Origin of the sequence: Methylobacterium gnaphalii, from assembly GCF_007992215.1 — a bacterium.
Lineage (GTDB): Bacteria > Pseudomonadota > Alphaproteobacteria > Rhizobiales > Beijerinckiaceae > Methylobacterium > Methylobacterium gnaphalii.
Genome location: NZ_BJZV01000008.1, coordinates 1 through 15,613 on the forward strand (window position 1 = coordinate 1; position 15,613 = coordinate 15,613).

The 15,613-nt window shown below is 66.3% G+C and carries 17 protein-coding genes; 15 read left to right on the forward strand and 2 right to left on the reverse strand.

All coding sequences use genetic code 11. The features are described from left to right. Nucleotides 1-123: 123 nt before the first annotated feature. Together MGN01_RS08990 and tpiA are read right to left on the reverse strand one after the other, a co-directional pair. Nucleotides 124-636, reverse strand: coding sequence for a hypothetical protein (locus MGN01_RS08990; RefSeq protein WP_147046272.1), 513 nt, complete (start codon nucleotides 634-636; stop codon nucleotides 124-126). A 105-nt stretch (nucleotides 637-741) separates the two neighbouring features. After that, nucleotides 742-1,506, reverse strand: coding sequence for a triose-phosphate isomerase (tpiA, locus tag MGN01_RS08995; protein WP_147046273.1), 765 nt, complete (start codon nucleotides 1,504-1,506; stop codon nucleotides 742-744). A 217-nt stretch (nucleotides 1,507-1,723) separates the two neighbouring features. Here tpiA and MGN01_RS09000 point away from each other — a divergent pair, with 217 nt between their 5' ends. From MGN01_RS09000 to recO, 15 genes are all read left to right on the forward strand, one after another. Next, entirely contained in the window at nucleotides 1,724-3,625 is a 1,902-nt protein-coding gene (locus MGN01_RS09000) for a SurA N-terminal domain-containing protein (protein WP_147046274.1), read from the forward strand. Beyond that, a complete protein-coding gene (gene trpE, locus MGN01_RS09005) occupies nucleotides 3,625-5,145 on the forward strand; it encodes an anthranilate synthase component I (protein WP_147046275.1) in 1,521 nt (506 codons plus the stop codon). The genes MGN01_RS09000 and trpE overlap by 1 nt, the downstream gene beginning before the upstream one ends. A gap of 215 nt (nucleotides 5,146-5,360) precedes the next feature. Further along, nucleotides 5,361-5,702, forward strand: coding sequence for a hypothetical protein (locus MGN01_RS09010; protein WP_147046276.1), 342 nt, complete (start codon nucleotides 5,361-5,363; stop codon nucleotides 5,700-5,702). A gap of 132 nt (nucleotides 5,703-5,834) precedes the next feature. After that, nucleotides 5,835-6,620, forward strand: a complete 786-nt coding sequence (locus tag MGN01_RS09015; RefSeq protein WP_147046277.1) for a VOC family protein — start codon at nucleotides 5,835-5,837, stop codon at nucleotides 6,618-6,620. A gap of 74 nt (nucleotides 6,621-6,694) precedes the next feature. Next, nucleotides 6,695-7,309: an anthranilate synthase component II gene (locus MGN01_RS09020; protein ID WP_147046278.1), complete on the forward strand. Its 615-nt coding sequence runs from the start codon at nucleotides 6,695-6,697 to the stop codon at nucleotides 7,307-7,309. 145 nt (nucleotides 7,310-7,454) lie between these two features. Further along, nucleotides 7,455-8,468 (forward strand): anthranilate phosphoribosyltransferase, encoded by a 1,014-nt coding sequence (gene trpD, locus MGN01_RS09025; RefSeq protein WP_147046279.1) that lies wholly within the window; start codon nucleotides 7,455-7,457, stop codon nucleotides 8,466-8,468. Between the two features lie 45 nt (nucleotides 8,469-8,513). Further along, entirely contained in the window at nucleotides 8,514-9,359 is an 846-nt protein-coding gene (gene trpC, locus MGN01_RS09030; protein WP_147046280.1) for an indole-3-glycerol phosphate synthase TrpC, read from the forward strand. Continuing rightward, nucleotides 9,356-9,838 carry a cyclic pyranopterin monophosphate synthase MoaC gene (moaC, locus tag MGN01_RS09035; protein WP_147046281.1) on the forward strand — a complete coding sequence of 161 codons (483 nt, stop codon included), beginning with the start codon at nucleotides 9,356-9,358 and terminating at the stop codon, nucleotides 9,836-9,838. Before trpC ends, moaC begins: the two co-directional genes overlap by 4 nt. Beyond that, nucleotides 9,835-11,064, forward strand: coding sequence for a molybdopterin molybdotransferase MoeA (locus MGN01_RS09040; RefSeq protein WP_147046282.1), 1,230 nt, complete (start codon nucleotides 9,835-9,837; stop codon nucleotides 11,062-11,064). Before moaC ends, MGN01_RS09040 begins: the two co-directional genes overlap by 4 nt. Before the next feature lie 160 nt (nucleotides 11,065-11,224). Further along, complete coding sequence (fabZ, locus tag MGN01_RS09045) at nucleotides 11,225-11,680, forward strand: 3-hydroxyacyl-ACP dehydratase FabZ (protein ID WP_373319178.1); 456 nt, start codon at nucleotides 11,225-11,227, stop codon at nucleotides 11,678-11,680. Continuing rightward, entirely contained in the window at nucleotides 11,677-12,483 is an 807-nt protein-coding gene (gene lpxA / locus MGN01_RS09050; RefSeq protein ID WP_147046284.1) for an acyl-ACP--UDP-N-acetylglucosamine O-acyltransferase, read from the forward strand. Before fabZ ends, lpxA begins: the two co-directional genes overlap by 4 nt. Before the next feature lie 10 nt (nucleotides 12,484-12,493). After that, entirely contained in the window at nucleotides 12,494-13,348 is an 855-nt protein-coding gene (locus MGN01_RS09055) for an LpxI family protein (RefSeq protein ID WP_147046285.1), read from the forward strand. Continuing rightward, nucleotides 13,345-14,505: a lipid-A-disaccharide synthase gene (lpxB, locus tag MGN01_RS09060; RefSeq protein ID WP_147046286.1), complete on the forward strand. Its 1,161-nt coding sequence runs from the start codon at nucleotides 13,345-13,347 to the stop codon at nucleotides 14,503-14,505. The genes MGN01_RS09055 and lpxB overlap by 4 nt, the downstream gene beginning before the upstream one ends. A 183-nt stretch (nucleotides 14,506-14,688) precedes the next feature. Then, nucleotides 14,689-14,835, forward strand: a complete 147-nt coding sequence (locus tag MGN01_RS23510) for a hypothetical protein (RefSeq protein ID WP_170245915.1) — start codon at nucleotides 14,689-14,691, stop codon at nucleotides 14,833-14,835. A gap of 48 nt (nucleotides 14,836-14,883) precedes the next feature. Next, on the forward strand, nucleotides 14,884-15,609 hold the full coding sequence (recO, locus tag MGN01_RS09065; RefSeq protein ID WP_147046287.1) for a DNA repair protein RecO: 726 nt from the start codon (nucleotides 14,884-14,886) through the stop codon (nucleotides 15,607-15,609). The last annotated feature ends 4 nt before the right edge of the window (nucleotides 15,610-15,613 follow it).

The window sequence follows — 15,613 nt, forward strand, 5'->3', positions numbered from 1 at the left end:
AAAACCTATGCTCACCGCAATCGCGGGCGCCACGAAGCCATCTAGAGCTGGAGCACTAAAGTCTCGCCTGTCGCTCTGGATGGCTTCGCGGCGTTCGCAATGAGGGTGAGGAACCTTTGGTGTTCAGCCCTGCTTGCCGAAGCCGAGTCCGCGAAGAATGTCTCCGATCGGATCGATCCGCGACGAAGTAGCCGTCGCTGTTCCAGCCGCGACCTGCGTCTCTGCCGTACGCGCTTTCTGCGAGCCGGTCTGACGCATGGCGACCTGGCGCTGACGGGTTGCTGCCCGCGCGACCTTGCGATGCCGTGGCTGCTCGGCCTTCGCCTGATTGGCGATCCGGCGGACGGGCGCTGGAGCGATGGTGGCGGGTTCGATCGCAGCAGGAGCACTGGCCAGGGTGGCCGGTTGCTCGACCGGCGGCGCGGCCTTCACCGGTGGGTCAGTCCAGACGACAGTTGCTGCGGGCATTGGTGCTGCCTCGGCTGCCGCAACGGGCTGGATCGATACTGTGGAACGCGGCTTAACCGTGTCGCGATCGCTCGAATAGGGAAACGGCGAGGCCGCTACCAATCCGGTGAGCATGATCGCGGAGATAGCGAGCGTTGACTTCAAGTGGATCATGACCGGAAAACTCACGGTCAAGCTCATGGTTCCGCTTAAGCCCGCGCGAAATCATGCGCCGGGCCGGCGTCTCGGTATTCGATACTGTCTTTGCAATCGCGCCCGTGGTCCGGCCGGCAATCAGGAATAGGCAGCGCAGATGCCCAAGAAGTCCTCCGCGACGAGGCTGGCGCCACCGACCAGGGCACCGTCGACGTCCTTCACGGCCATCAGCTCGCGGGCGTTCTTCGGTTTGACCGAGCCGCCGTAAAGGATGCGGATCTTCTGCGCCTCCTCGGGGCCGACCATGGTGCCGAGCATGTCGCGCAGCGAGGCGTGCACCTCGGCGATATCGGCGGTCGACGGAGTATGGCCGGTGCCGATCGCCCAGACCGGCTCATACGCGATCACCGTATCCTCGGCTGTCGCGCCCTTCGGAACACCGAGTCCGAGCTGCGCACGAACGATGTCGAGGGTACGGCCTTCCTCGCGCTCGTCCTCGGTCTCGCCGACGCAGATGATACCGCAGAGCCCGGCTCGACGAGCGCCCAGCGCCTTCGCGTGGACGCCGTTATCGGTCTCATGATGGTAGGCGCGCCGCTCGGAATGGCCGAGGATCACGTAGCGGGCGCCGAGATCGGCGAGCATCTCGGCAGAAATCGAGCCGGTAAAGGCGCCGCTCGGCCGCGCATGCAGGTTCTGGCCGCCGATGGCGATGGGGGTGCCAGCCACCGCGGCGACGCAGGACGCAATCAGGGTCGCAGGCGGGCAGATCAGGACGTCGATCTTGTCGAGGAGCGCGGGTGTGAGCCCGTCGCGCACCGCCTCGACGGTCTGGATCGAGGAGCGCAGCCCGTTCATCTTCCAGTTGCCTGCAACCAGCGGACGCCGTGCTTCGCTCGCCATCGTGGTCCCGTCTCCTCGGATCATTCTCTTGATATGGTCCTGGCGGCCTATCAGAGCGAGCTTGGGCGCGCAAACCGGCGGCAGGCCACTTTCCCGCCTCGACGACCGGCTGGCGGCACTCTTTGCGCGGCGGCGCGGATGGTCTATCGCGAGCCCTTCAATCCGAGGCCCTTTTTCCAGGCGGAGAAGGGCGCATAGGCGTCATCCGGGCGGCATCATGCTCCAGAACATCCGCAACGCGAGCCAGCACTGGCTGGGCAAGATCGTGATGTCGGTGATCTTCTTCTTCCTGATCGCGGGCGTCGCGATCTTCGGCGTCGAGGAGTTCTTCCGTGGCGGAAGCAGCACCGCCGTGGCGACTGTGGGCAAGACGCAGATCTCGGCGGAGTCTGTGCGTACCGCCTACCAGAACCAGCTCAACCGCTATCAGCAGCAGCTCAAGCGCATGCTGACGCCGGAGCAGGCCCGCGCGCTCGGCCTGGAGCGGCAGGTGCTCAGCCAGCTGATCACGGAGGCCGCCCTCGACCAGAAGACCTCCGATCTCGGCCTTGCCATCTCGGACGAAGCGGTTTTGCGCACGATCCGTGAGGAGCAGGCCTTCAAGGGCACCGACGGCAAGTTCGATCGCACGCTGTTCTACCAGACCCTGAGCCGCGCCGGCATCAACGAGGCGATGTTCGTGCGCGAGCAGCGCGCGGTCGCTGCCCGTCTCCAGCTCGCTGATGCGGTTACCGCCGAGCTGTCCGTGCCGCAGGCACTGCGCGAGGCCGTGCACCGTTATGCGAGCGAGCGCCGCACCGCCGCCGTGCTGATGCTGACACCGGCCGCGGCCGGCGACATCCCAGCGCCCACCGACGACGAGCTGAAGGCCTATTACGACAACAACAAGGGCACCTTCCGTGCGTCCGAGATGCGCGGCGTGAACCTCGTCGTTCTCGACCCCGAAGCGATGGCGAAGCCCGACACGATCAGCGACGAGGAAGCCCGCAAGATCTACGACGCCAATGCGGCCAAGTACGGCACCCCGGAACGCCGCACGATCCAGCAGATCACCTTCCCCGACGAAGCTGCGGCAGAGGCCGCCCGCAAGCAGATCGAGAGCGGTGAGATGCCCTTCGAGGGCATCGCGACGGCGCGCGGCGTCGATCCCAAGAATCTGTCTCTCGGCAACCTGACGAAGGCCGAGTTGTTCGATCCGGCCGTGGGCGACGCCGCCTTCGCGTTGGAGAAGGACAAGGTCAGCGCGCCGGTGAAGGGCCGCTTCGGCACCGTGCTCCTGCGCATCACCGCTATCGAGCCCGCGACGCAGAAGCCCTTCGACGAGGTCAAGGACGAAATCCGCAAGGCCATGGCCCTGCAGCGTGCCCGCGACGGGCTGGAGACGGCCCATGATGCGATCGAGGATGCGCGCGCCAGCGGCAAGTCGCTCGCCGACATCGCCAAAGAGCGCGAACTGCCCCTCGTCGAGATCCCAGCAGTGGATGCCCAGGGCAAGGATGCGACCGGTAAGAAGGTCGAGGGTATCCCCGATCCCGACACGACGCTCGCCGCTGCTTTCCGCTCCGAGATGGGCGGCGACAGCGAGGCCCTGCGTACCAAGTCCGGCGGCTACGTCTGGTACGACGTCACCAAGATCGAGGCGGCGCACGACAAGCCGCTCGATGAGGTTCGCGACGAGGCGATCAAGGGCTGGAAGGAAGCCGAGATCTCCAAGCGTCTCGCCGCGAAGGCCAAGGAGCTGGTGGAGCGGCTCGACAAGGGCGAGACGCCCGAGGCTGTCTCGGAATCTGCTGGTGTCCAGGCGAAGACCATCGCCGACCTCGCCCGCAACCAGGCGAAGGACGATCTCAGCACTGAGGTGATCGATCGCATCTTTGCTACCGCAGTGGACAAGGCTGGCTCGGCGCCATCCGGCGAGAACCGCGCGGTCTTCAAGGTGACGCGGGCCGAGATGCCGGCCTTCGAGGCAGGCACGCCAACAGACAAGAACGCCGAGAAAAGCTTCCGCACCACGCTCTCCGACGACGTGCTCGGCGAGTATATCGCCGACGTGCAGAAGAATGCCGGCGTCAGTGTCAACCAGACTGCGTTCAAGCGCGCCTTGGGCGGCGAGTATTGATGCAACCCGAGACCGACCGTTTCGACGCCTTTGCGCGCGCCTATGATGCAGGCCGAGCGAGCCTCGTCAGCCTGACCCTGGTGGCCGACCTGGAGACCCCGGTCGCTGCCTTTCTCAAGCTGAAGGGGCACTATCCGGGTCCGGGCTTCCTGCTCGAATCCGTCGAGGGTGGCGCTGTGCGCGGGCGCTACTCGATGATCGGGCTCGACCCCGACTTGATCTGGCGCTGCAAAGACCGCGCCGAGATCGCCCGCGATGCCGCCTTGGCCGAGTTCGTCGCCGACGATCGTCACCCGCTGGAATCGCTGCGTGCGCTGATCGCCGAGAGCGCCATCGGCGAGGACGCCAGCGAGACGCTTCCGCCGATGGCTGCCGGCTTGTTCGGCTATCTCGGCTACGACATGGTCCGCCGCATGGAGCGGCTACCCCAGCCGAACCCCGATCCTCTCGGCGTGCCCGACGCGATCTTGATCCGCCCCCGCGTGATGGTGATCTTCGACGCGGTCGCCGATCAGCTCACCGTGGTGACGCCCGTGCGCCCGGTCGAGGGCATGTCTGCCAAGGCTGCTTACGAAGCTGCCCTTGACCGCATCGACCGGGCGACCGCGGCGCTTGAAGCGCCCCTGCCAATCGAGACACGGGTGGACGCTGCCGGCCTCTCGCAGCCGACGCCTGTCTCCAACACGCCACCAGACGACTATCTGCGGATGGTAGCGAAGGCGAAGGAGTACATCGTCGCCGGCGACATCTTCCAGGTGGTGCTGTCGCAGCGCTTTGAGGCGCCGTTCACGCTGCCGGCCTTCGCACTTTACCGGAGCCTTCGCCGGACGAACCCGGCGCCGTTTCTCTGCTACCTCGACTTTTCGGATTTCCAGGTCGTTTGCTCCTCGCCAGAGATCCTGGTGCGGGTACGGGACGACAAGGTTACGATCCGCCCGATTGCCGGTACGCGCCGCCGCGGCGCGACGCCTGCCGAGGACAAGGCGCTCGCCGACGAACTCTTGGCCGATCCAAAGGAGCGCTCAGAGCACCTGATGCTGCTCGATCTCGGCCGCAACGATGTCGGCCGTGTCTCGAAGATCGGCACGGTTACCGTGACCAGCTCGTTCTTCCTGGAATACTACAGCCAGGTCATGCACATCGTCTCGAACGTCGAGGGCGAGCTCGATCCGAGGCATGACACGCTGTCAGCGCTCGCGGCGGGTTTTCCTGCCGGCACGGTCTCCGGCGCACCGAAGGTGCGCGCGATGGAGATCATCGACGAGTTGGAGCGCGAGAAGCGTGGCCCCTATGGCGGCTGCATCGGCTATTTCGGCGCGCGCGGCGAGATGGATACCTGCATCGTCCTGCGCACGGCGATCGTGAAGGACGGTCGCATGCACGTCCAGGCAGGGGCCGGGATCGTCTACGATTCCGATCCGCAATCTGAGCAGCAGGAATGCGTGAACAAGGCGAAGGCTCTGTTCCGTGCCGCTGAGGATGCGGTCCAGTTCGCCAGCAGGGCGCGCCGCGGGCAATAGCTCACTGGTCGTATGTCGCTATCGGTGTCGGCGCGCTCATCTGCGCCGGCCCCTTTCTCCGCTCGCCGGAGCCCCTGAGAGAATTTCTTAAGCACGTTTGAACCGACTCCCGCCCTGACGCGACGAAAGCAGGTGAGGGCCGACATCTCGGTCCGATCGGAAGCCCGAATGATCAGGCTTCAATCCCGATCAAACCTGTTCGAAGGAGTCGTGTCATGTTCAAGAACACCGTTATGGCCGCTCTGTCCGCCCTCGCGATCAGCGCCGCCGCCATTTCCACTGCCTCTGCCGGCAGCATGACGAAGCAGCAAAGCACCACCATCGACGAGTTCGGCAACCGCGTCAGCAAGGTCCGCGTCGTCAGGACGGACGACTTCGGTAACCGCGTCGCCGGCGTGAAAATCGTCAAGACCGATGCATTCGGTAACCGGATCATCAAGACCCGCACCACCGTCGATCCTGACGGGCTTGGAAAGGTCACCAAGGTGCGCGTCACGAAGATCGACGCCTTCGGCGACCGGATTTCAAAGTCGAAGGTCGTGTTCAGCGCCTTCTGACGGGTTGCCGCGGCAAGACCCTGACGATCCTGACGCGATGCCCTGCTCGGAATGCATGTCATTCGGAGTGGGGCTTTGCATGTCGCGCCGTACTAGATTGCCGCGAGTGGCCGCCGTTATGGGAGCTTCGCGATGGGCACTGCCGAGGGTTGTTTCGTCTGGTACGAACTCATGACGTCCGACCCGAAGGCGGCCGAAGCCTTCTACCGCCGGGTTCTCGGTTGGACGTTGTCGGATTCCGGTCATCCGTCGATGCGCTACACGCTTGCTTCTGTCGGTGACCGCCGTGTTGCCGGCATCATGGAGATACCCGCCGAAGTCCGTGCCCGAGGCGGGCAGCCCGGCTGGATCGGCTATGTCGCCGTCGCGGATATCCATGCCAAGGTCGAGCAACTCCTGCGTCTGAATGGCATTCTGCACCGGCCGGTGGACGATATCCCCGGCATCGGACGTTTCGCCGTCGTTGCCGATCCGCAGGGCGCCACGTTCGTGCTTTTCTGCGGCACTGGCGCGCCACCGCCGCAACTTGCACCGGGCACGCCGGGCGATATCGGCTGGCACGAGCTCTACGCCCATGACTGGGCATCCGCATTCGACTTCTATGAAGCGTTGTTCGGCTGGAAGAGGGGCGATGCGGTCGATATCGGCGCGATGGGCACCTATCAGCTCTTCCGGACCGAGGGGCGGCCGGGCACCATGGCGAGCGGTGGCATGATGAGCCTGCCGGGGCCGCCGGCGCCGAGCTGGCTCTACTACGTCAACGTCGAGGAGATCGACGCGGCGACCGAGCGCCTGCGGCAGGCGGGCGGCGCGATCATCAACGGGCCGATGCAGGTGCCTGGCGGCATGTGGGTCGTCCAGGCCTCGGACCCGCAAGGTGCGCAATTTGCGATCATGGGCCGTCGCGACGGGACCTGACGCCCGGCTGCGGATTGACGTCGCCGGGTCCAGCGGCGAAACGCTGAAGGATGAATTCAGGCCGATCGCCCGCGATGTCCAACGTTCTCGTCGTCGACAACTATGATTCCTTCACCTGGAATCTCGTCCACCTAATCGGTCCGCTCTGCGGGAACATCGACGTGGTGCGCAACGACGAGATCGGCGTCGACGGCATCCGCGAGCGCGCGCCCGATGCGATCGTGCTCTCGCCCGGCCCCTGCACACCCAACGAGGCCGGTATCTGCCTCGACGTAGTGCGCGAGTTGGGGGCGGAGATTCCGATCTTCGGTGTGTGCCTTGGGCTGCAATCGATTGGCCAAGCTTACGGCGGCGATGTCGTGCGGGCGCCCGCGCCAATGCACGGCAAGGTCTCGACCATCTCGCATCGCGCCGAAGGCATTTTTCGCGGACTGAACGATGCCTTCCAAGCCACGCGCTACCACTCCCTCGTCGTGGATCGCGCGACCTTTCCCGATACCCTGAAGATCACCGCGGAAGCGGACGGGCTCGTGATGGGCATGCAGCACGCGACGCTCCCGGTGCACGGCGTGCAGTTCCATCCGGAGAGCATCCTCTCCCACCACGGCGCGAGGATCGTGAGCAACTTCCTCGATATCGCCGCAGCGTGGCGGGCCGAGCGTGACAAGGCTCGCGGCGGCGTGCATTGAAGCCATCTCCCCGCCATTGCGAGCGAAGCGAAGCAATCCAGGGCCACCTCGCCAGCCTGTGAGGATCCAGCTCTGAATTGCTTCGCTTCGCTTGCAATGGCGAGGAGAGTTGCCGCCGTTCGGAATACCTGAAGCCTCATCGTCGATGGATTCATTCAAGCCCCATCTCGCGACGATCGCCGCCGGCACCGCGCTGACGCGCGACCAAGCCCGCGCCGCCTTCGACGACCTGCTGTCGGGAGAGGTGACGCCGGTCCAGGCGGGCGCCTTCCTTGCGGCCCTGCGGGTCAAGGGCGAGGCCGTCGATGAGATCGTCGGCGCAGTCGAGGCCATGCGTGCGCGCATGATTGCCGTCGCGGCCCCGGCGGATGCCATCGACATCGTCGGCACTGGCGGCGACCATTCGGGCAGCTACAACGTCTCCACGCTGGCGGCGATCGTCACGGCCGCCTGTGGCGTACCGGTGGCCAAGCACGGCAATCGCGCCGCCACCTCGCGCTCGGGGGCGGCGGACGTGCTCGCGGCGCTGGGGGTCAAGCTGGAACTTCCCCCCGAAAGCCTGACGCGCTGCCTCGATGAGGCCGGCTTGTGCTTCTTGTTCGCGCAGACCCACCATGCCGCCATGCGCCACGTCGCGTCGGTGCGGAAAGAGCTGCCGTTCCGGACGATCTTCAACATGCTCGGACCCCTCTCGAACCCGGCCGGCGTCACGGCGCAGGTCTTCGGCGTCTCGATGGCATCTTGGGCCGAGCCGCTGACGCAAGTGCTTGCCGAACTCGGCTCACGGCGTGTCTGGACGGTGCATGGCTCGGACGGTCTCGACGAGATCACCGTGACCGGACCAACCCACGTCGTCTCACTGGAGAACGGCCGTATCTCGTCGTTCAGCATCGATCCCCGTGAATGCGGGCTCGTGCTGTCGACGCTCGAGGACCTGCGCGGCGGCGATCCCGATCACAACGCTCAGGCGCTGTTCCAAGTGCTGGAAGGCGCACGCAACGCCTATCGCGACATCGCGGTGATCAACGCTGCTGCCGGGTTGCTGGTCGCCGATCGCGCCGACACCCTGGCCGATGGCGTCGCGCGAGCGCAGAACGCCATCGATACCGGGGCTGCCCTGGCAACCCTGCAACGCCTCGTCGCGGTGTCGAACGCGTGATAGAGGGCTGGCCGCACAGAGGCGGCTGGTGTTGAGGACAAGCCGATGGACGATATCGTGGCCGAGGTGACGACGAGGGCGTCCGCCGAGCGGGCCTCCGTGCTCGCCCGGATCGAGGCCTACAAGCGGCGCGAGATTGCCGAGGCGAAGTTGCGGGTGCCGTTGGCCACGCTCGAGAAGCAGGTCGCCAAGGCCGATTCCCCGCGCGGCTTCGCCGATGCGATCGCAGCCCACATTGCGGTCGGCCGGCCGGCCCTGATCGCCGAGATCAAGAAGGCCTCGCCGTCGAAGGGCCTGATCCGCTCCGACTTCGATCCGGCAACGCTGGCGAAGGCCTATGAAAAGGGCGGCGCCACCTGCCTCTCGGTGCTCACCGACAAGCCCTCTTTCCAGGGCGCACCGGAATACCTCGCGGAGGCGCGCGCGGCCTGCGGTCTGCCGGTCATCCGCAAGGATTTCCTGTTCGAGCCCTACCAAGTCTTCGAGGCGCGCGCCTGGGGCGCCGATTGCATCCTCGTCATCATGGCCAGCCTCAGCGACGCCGAAGCGAGGGCACTCACCGATACCGCGCACGAGCTCGGCATGGACGTGCTCGTCGAAGTCCATGACGCGGAAGAGCTGGAGCGGGCGCTGCCGCTCGGCAGCCGTCTTGTCGGCGTCAACAACCGCAACCTCAAGACCTTCGAGGTCTCCTTCGAGACCGCGATCCGTCTGAAGCCCGGCATTCCAGCCGACCGGATCGCCGTGGCGGAAAGCGGCATCGGTAGCCATGCCGAGGTGCAGCGCCTGCACGAGGCGGGCCTCGACACCATCCTCGTCGGCGAGAGCCTGATGCGGCAGGCCGACGTCACCGCCGCGACGCAAGCCTTGCTGTTCGGCGTGCGCCCATGAGTGTGCTGACCCACCTCGACGCGGCCGGCGCTGCCAACATGGTCGACGTCTCCGACAAGGCCGCGACCGCGCGCACGGCGCGTGCCGAGGGCGCCGTCGTGATGCTGCCGGAGACGCTTCGCCTGATCCGCGAGGGCGACGCCAAGAAGGGCGACGTGATCGGCACCGCGCGCCTTGCCGGCATCATGGCCGCCAAGCGCACGCACGAGTTGATCCCGCTCTGCCACCCGCTGCTGCTCACCAAGGTCAAGGTCGATTGCGAGCCGGACGACGCCTTGCCCGGCCTGCGCGTGACGGCCGAGGTGCGCGTCACCGGACAGACCGGTGTCGAGATGGAGGCGCTGACCGCCGTCTCTCTTGCCTGCCTGACGATCTACGACATGGTGAAGGCGGCCGATCGCGGCATGCGAATCGAGAGCATTCGGTTGCTCGAGAAGGACGGCGGCAAGTCCGGCTCCTGGCGAAGCGAGACCCGATGAGCGGCATGATCCCTGTCGCCGAAGCGCTGGCGCGCATCCTGGCGAGCGTGTCTGGGCCGACCCCGGGCGAGAGCGTCGCACTCACCGAGGCGCATGGCAGGACGCTTGCCGAGCCGGTTGTCGCCCGACGCACGCAACCGCCGTTTCCGGCGTCCGCCATGGACGGCTACGCTGTTCGGTCTGCGGACCTCGCGGGTATTCCGGCGACGCTCCGCCTTATCGGCGCCAGCGCGGCCGGACATGGCTTCTCCGGCGTGATCGAAGCCGGTGAGACAGTCAGGATCTTCACGGGCGCACCCGTGCCGCAGGGCGCGGACGCGATCTTGATCCAGGAAGACGCCGAGGCAGACGGAGACGCTGTCGTGGCGCGCGCGGGCGTCTCGCCGCAAAAGTTCATCCGCCCCGCCGGTCTCGATTTCCGAGAAGGCGATGTGCTGATGCAGCCGGGCCAGACGCTCGATGCGCGCCGCCTCGCCATCGCGGCCTCGGCCGGTCACGCTACGCTGATGGTCCGCCGCCGACCCCGAGTCGCGATCCTCGCCACGGGCGACGAGTTGGTGGAGCCGGGCGAGGCTGCTGCTTGGGACCAGATCGTTGCTTCGAACGGTCTCGCCGTCGCGGCGATAGCCCGCGAGGCAGGCGCAGACCCGATCAATCTCAGCATCGCCAAGGATGACCTGGGCGCACTCAAGCAGGCGGTCGGCCGCGCGCGAGAGGCGGGAGCCGACCTGTTCATCACTCTGGGCGGCGCCTCGGTCGGCGACCACGATCTTGTCCAGCAGGCGCTCTCGGAAGAGGGCATGGAACTCGGCTTCTGGCGGGTGGCTCTGCGCCCCGGAAAGCCGTTGATGCATGGCCGGCTCGGCCCCATGCTGGCGATCGGCCTGCCGGGGAATCCGGTCTCATCGATTGTTTGCGGCCATCTCTTCGTCGTGCCGGCAATCCGCGCGCTCCTTGGCGATCCGCATGCCGGGGTCGACCGAAGCGAGCCAGCCATTCTCGGGCGGGACATGCCTGAGAACGACAAGCGCCAGGACTATATGCGCGCCCGGCTCGACACCGCACCCGATCGCCTTCCCATCGCAACCGCCGAGACGCGACAGGATTCCTCGATGCTCGCCGTACTCGGCCGCTCGGAAGCTCTCCTGATCCGAGAGCCTCATGCTCCTGCGGCGCGCGCCGGCGATCCATGCCGTGTCATTCGGCTCGACCGCAGGATCATTTGAGAAAGACCCGCATCCCCAGTCGGCGCCGCGCGAACGTCTGAAGGTCTTGCATCTGCCGGATTTTCTGCCGAAGAGGGCGAATTCCTGAAGCAACAGGGCAGCATCGGCGGCATGAGACCGCCCGCGGACGCGTAGAACGGGAATGTCGATGACCGAGGAGATGCCAAAGGAACTCGGCTCAGCCGACATCCAGAAGGTGATGGAGTACCTGCCGCACCGTTACCCGTTTTTGATGATCGACCGCATCATCGAGATCGACGGCGACGATAGCTGCATCGGCATCAAGAACGTCACCGTCAACGAGCCGCAATTCACCGGCCACTTCCCGAAGCAGCCAATCTTTCCGGGCGTTCTGTTGATCGAAGCCATGGCCCAGACTGCCGGCGCCATCTGCTGTCGACACATCGCGACGCCCGACGCCTCGTCGAAACAGGTCTTCTTCATGACCATCGACAAGTGCAAATTCCGCAAGCCGGTGGTGCCCGGTGATCAGGTGCGGTTCCATATGAAGAAAACCAACCGCAAGCGCACGATGTGGTGGTTCCGCGGCGAAGCTCGCGTCGACGGCGTGCTCGTCGCCGAAGCGGAGATCGGCGCCATGCTGGTAGCCGAATGAGCGCGACCATTCATCCGAGCGCCGTCGTCGAGGATGGCGCGCAAATCGGTGACGGGGCCAAGATCGGTCCCTTCTGCCATGTCGGACCGCAGGCGGTCATCGGCGAGGGCTGCGAGCTGTTAAGTCACGTCGTGGTTGCCGGCATGACCGCCATCGGACCGCGCACCCGAATCTATCCGTTCGCCTCGCTCGGCCATCCGCCCCAGGATCTGAAATATCGCGGCGAGGCTTCGACGCTGTCGGTCGGCTCGGATTGTCTGATCCGCGAGGGCGTGACGATGAATCCCGGGACAGCCGGGGGCGGGCTGAGCACCACGGTCGGCAATGCCTGCGCCTTCCTGGCCAACAGCCATGTCGGCCATGACTGTCATGTCGGCGACAACGTCGTCTTCTCGAACAACGTCATGCTCGCTGGTCACTGCACGGTGGGCAACTACGCGATCCTCGGCGGTGGAGCCGCAGTGATCCAGTTCGCACGCGTCGGAGCCCACGCCTTTGTCGGCGGTCTCTCTGGCCTTGAGAACGATTGCATTCCCTACGGCATGGTGCTCGGCAACCGCGCTTACCTTTCGGGGCTCAACATCATCGGCCTTCAGCGCAGAGGCTTCTCGCGCGAGGACATCCACGCGCTTCGCCGTGCCTATCGGCTGCTCTTCGCTCCCGAAGGGACGCTGATGGAGCGGGTCGAGGACGTGGCGGCTGAGTTCGACACACATAAGGGCGTGCAAGAAATCCTCGACTTTATCCGCGAGGGCGGCAAGCGCTCGATCTGCACGCCGCGCGACACGCCGGCGGCGGGCTGAGGCGTCGCCGATGAGTGCGAGCGTCGAAGCGGGGACGCTTGCGCTAGTGGCTGGTGCCGGTCGCCTTCCCGAACTCGTCGCGCGCTCGCTGGAGCGGACAGGGCGCCCTTTTCGCGTACTTGCCGTGCGCGGCTTCACCGAGCGCGCGATGCGTGCGCGGGCCTCCGCCACGGTCGACCTTCTCGATATCCCCGGTACGCTGCGCATTCTCAAGGAATGGGCCCCGAGCGGCGTCGTGCCGGCGGGCGGCGTCGCACGGCCGAGCCCAGCGGCGCTCCTCAACGCGGCGCACGCGATGCGCAACCGCGATATCCTTCGCCATATGGCTGGCGGCGATGATCGGCTGCTGCGCGCCGTGATCGGGCTGTTAGAGGATGAGGGCCATCGCGTGGTCGGCGTGCACGAGGTCGCGCCGGATCTCCTCGGGCGTCGCGGTCAGATGGGCCGGCACGTGCCGAGCGAGATGGCGCAAGTGTCGATCGGCACGGGCCAGGACATGCTGAACGCGCTCGCGCCCTATGATGTCGGCCAGGCGGCAGTGGTCGCGGCTCAGCGGGTACTCGCGGTCGAGGGACCCGAGGGCACGGACCGCATGCTTGCCCGCGCCCGTGCGATTGCCCGGAAACCGTTCGGCTATGGGTCCGCTCCGAAAGGGACCATTCTCGTCAAGCTGCCGAAGCAGGGTCAGGATCTTCGCATCGATCTACCGGCGATCGGTCCGCGCACAATCCGCAACGCGGCCGCCGCGGGATGTGTCGGCGTAGCGCTCGGTGCCGGCCATACGCTGGTCATCGACGAAGCCCAGACGGTCGCCGAGGCCGATCGCCAGGGCCTTTTTCTCATCGGCTTGGACGTGGCGCCTTGATGCACCAGAATATCTGGTTGGTGGCGGGCGAGGATTCCGGCGATCAGCTCGGCGCCAAGCTGATGCGCGCCCTCCGCGGTGTCTCGCCAAACCCCCTCCACCTGCATGGCGTCGGTGGCGAGGCGATGATTGCCGAGGGGCTGACCTCGCTCTTCCCCATCGATGACGTCGCAGTGATGGGGTACCTACCGGTGCTCTACCGGCTGCGCACACTGATCCGCCGCATTCATCAAACGGTCGATGCCATCGTGGCGAGCCGGCCCGACGTGCTCTGCATCATCGACAGCCCCGGCTTTACGCATGCCGTCGCCTCGCGTGTCAGGAAGCGCCTGCCCGATCTGCCGATCGTCAATTATGTCTCGCCCAGCGTCTGGGCCTGGCGGCCGTGGCGGGCCAATGGCATGCGCCCCTACATCGATCACATCCTGGCGCTGCTGCCCTTCGAGCCAGACGCGCATCGCCGTCTCGGCGGTCCGGCCTGCACCTATGTCGGCCATCCGCTGATCGAAAGGCTCGATGCCCTGCGCCCTGATGCTCGAGAGCGTGAGGCCCGCGAGTCACAGCCTCCGCTGATCGTCGTGCTTCCGGGCTCGCGACGCTCCGAGATCGAGCGGTTGATGCCTGTCTTCGGACAGGCCCTGTCCCGGCTGATGTCCCGCGTCGGTCCGATCGCGGTCGAGTTGCCCGCCGTCAGCCGGCACCGGGCCCTGATCGAGCGTCTGGCGCTCGCCTGGGATGTCTCGGTCCGTCTCGTCCATGGAGAGGCCGCCAAGCATGGCGCCTTCCGCAGGGCCCGCGCCGCGCTTGCGGCTTCGGGCACCGTGACGCTGGAACTGGCACTCGCGGGCGTGCCGATGGTCGTTGCCTACAAGGTATCGCGTATCGAAGAGGTGATCGCCCGCCGGCTGATCCAGGTGCCGACGATCGTGCTGCCGAACCTGATCCTGGCCGAGAACGCGATGCCCGAATACGTCCAGGCGGATTGCACGCCGCAGCGGCTCGCCGACACGTTGGCGCCGCTGGTGATCGGCGAGCCCGAGCGGGCCAAGCAGCTCGAGGCCCTGGCCCGGATTGATCGGCGCATGAGCCTGCCCGACGGCGAGGAGCCGAGCCGCGCGGCGGCGCGGATCGTACTCGGGGCGCAGCGGGCGGCCTGATCCGGGTTCTCACGCCAATCAGGATGTGGTGCGGGCCAGGACCGGTGAGGAACAGACCCATGCACCTCCTGTAAACCATGACCTTGCGGAGCCGTGCACTGGCTCGCTCCATGTGCGCCAGCGCAAGTTCGGCCTCTGAAGCCGAGCCTATGACCGCCACTCCTCGACGAGTGAAACAGGGTCATGCGGTACAAGGTTCTTCTGGTGCTCACGCTGGTAGCATTCGTGCTCGGTGGTCGTGCACCGGGCATGCGCGAGCTTCGCAATCCCGATGCCGAGCATGTCGGAATGGGCCGCACCGCCGTGGCGCTCAAACGTCACGTGGTCTGAGGCATCGAACCTCTCGGCTTTTCCGGCCAGCGGCCCTAAGCCTCGCTCATGCAATGGTCCGACGACGGCCTGGTGATCGGCCTGCGCAAGCATGGTGAGACGGGCGTCATCCTCGAACTCATGACGGCGGAGCACGGGCGCCATCTTGGCCTTGTGCATGGCGGGCGCTCGCGCCGGATGCAGCCGATGCTTCAGCCGGGCAACACGCTGCACGCGACCTGGCGCGCGCGGATCGACGAGTCGCTGGGCTCCTACAGCGTCGAGCCGGCGAGCCTCGTCGCGTCCCGGCTGATGGGGTCGGCGCTGGCGCTCTATGGCATCGGCCATATCGGCGCGCTCCTGCGGCTGCTGCCCGAGCGCGATCCGCATCGCGGCCTCTACGATGCGGCGCAGGTGCTGGTGGAACATCTGGGTGACCGCAACATCGCGCCGGCCCTGATGGTGCGCTTCGAGCTGGCCCTGCTGACCGAGCTCGGCTTCGGCCTCGATCTCACGAACTGCGCTGCCAGCGGCGTCAACGATGCGCTGATCTACGTCTCGCCGAAGTCGGGGCGTGCGGTCAGCGCCTCGGCCGGCGAGCCCTATCGCGACCGCCTTCTGAGGCTTCCCGCTTTCCTACGCGACCGGAGCGGCGTACCGAGTGAGGAGGAAATTGCTCAGGGCTTTCGGTTGACTGGCTACTTCCTGTCCCAGCACATCTGGGAGCCACGCGGGCTGCAGCCTGCCGAGGAACGTGCGCGATTTATTGCCGCCGGGACCGAGACCGCGCGCTAGTGTT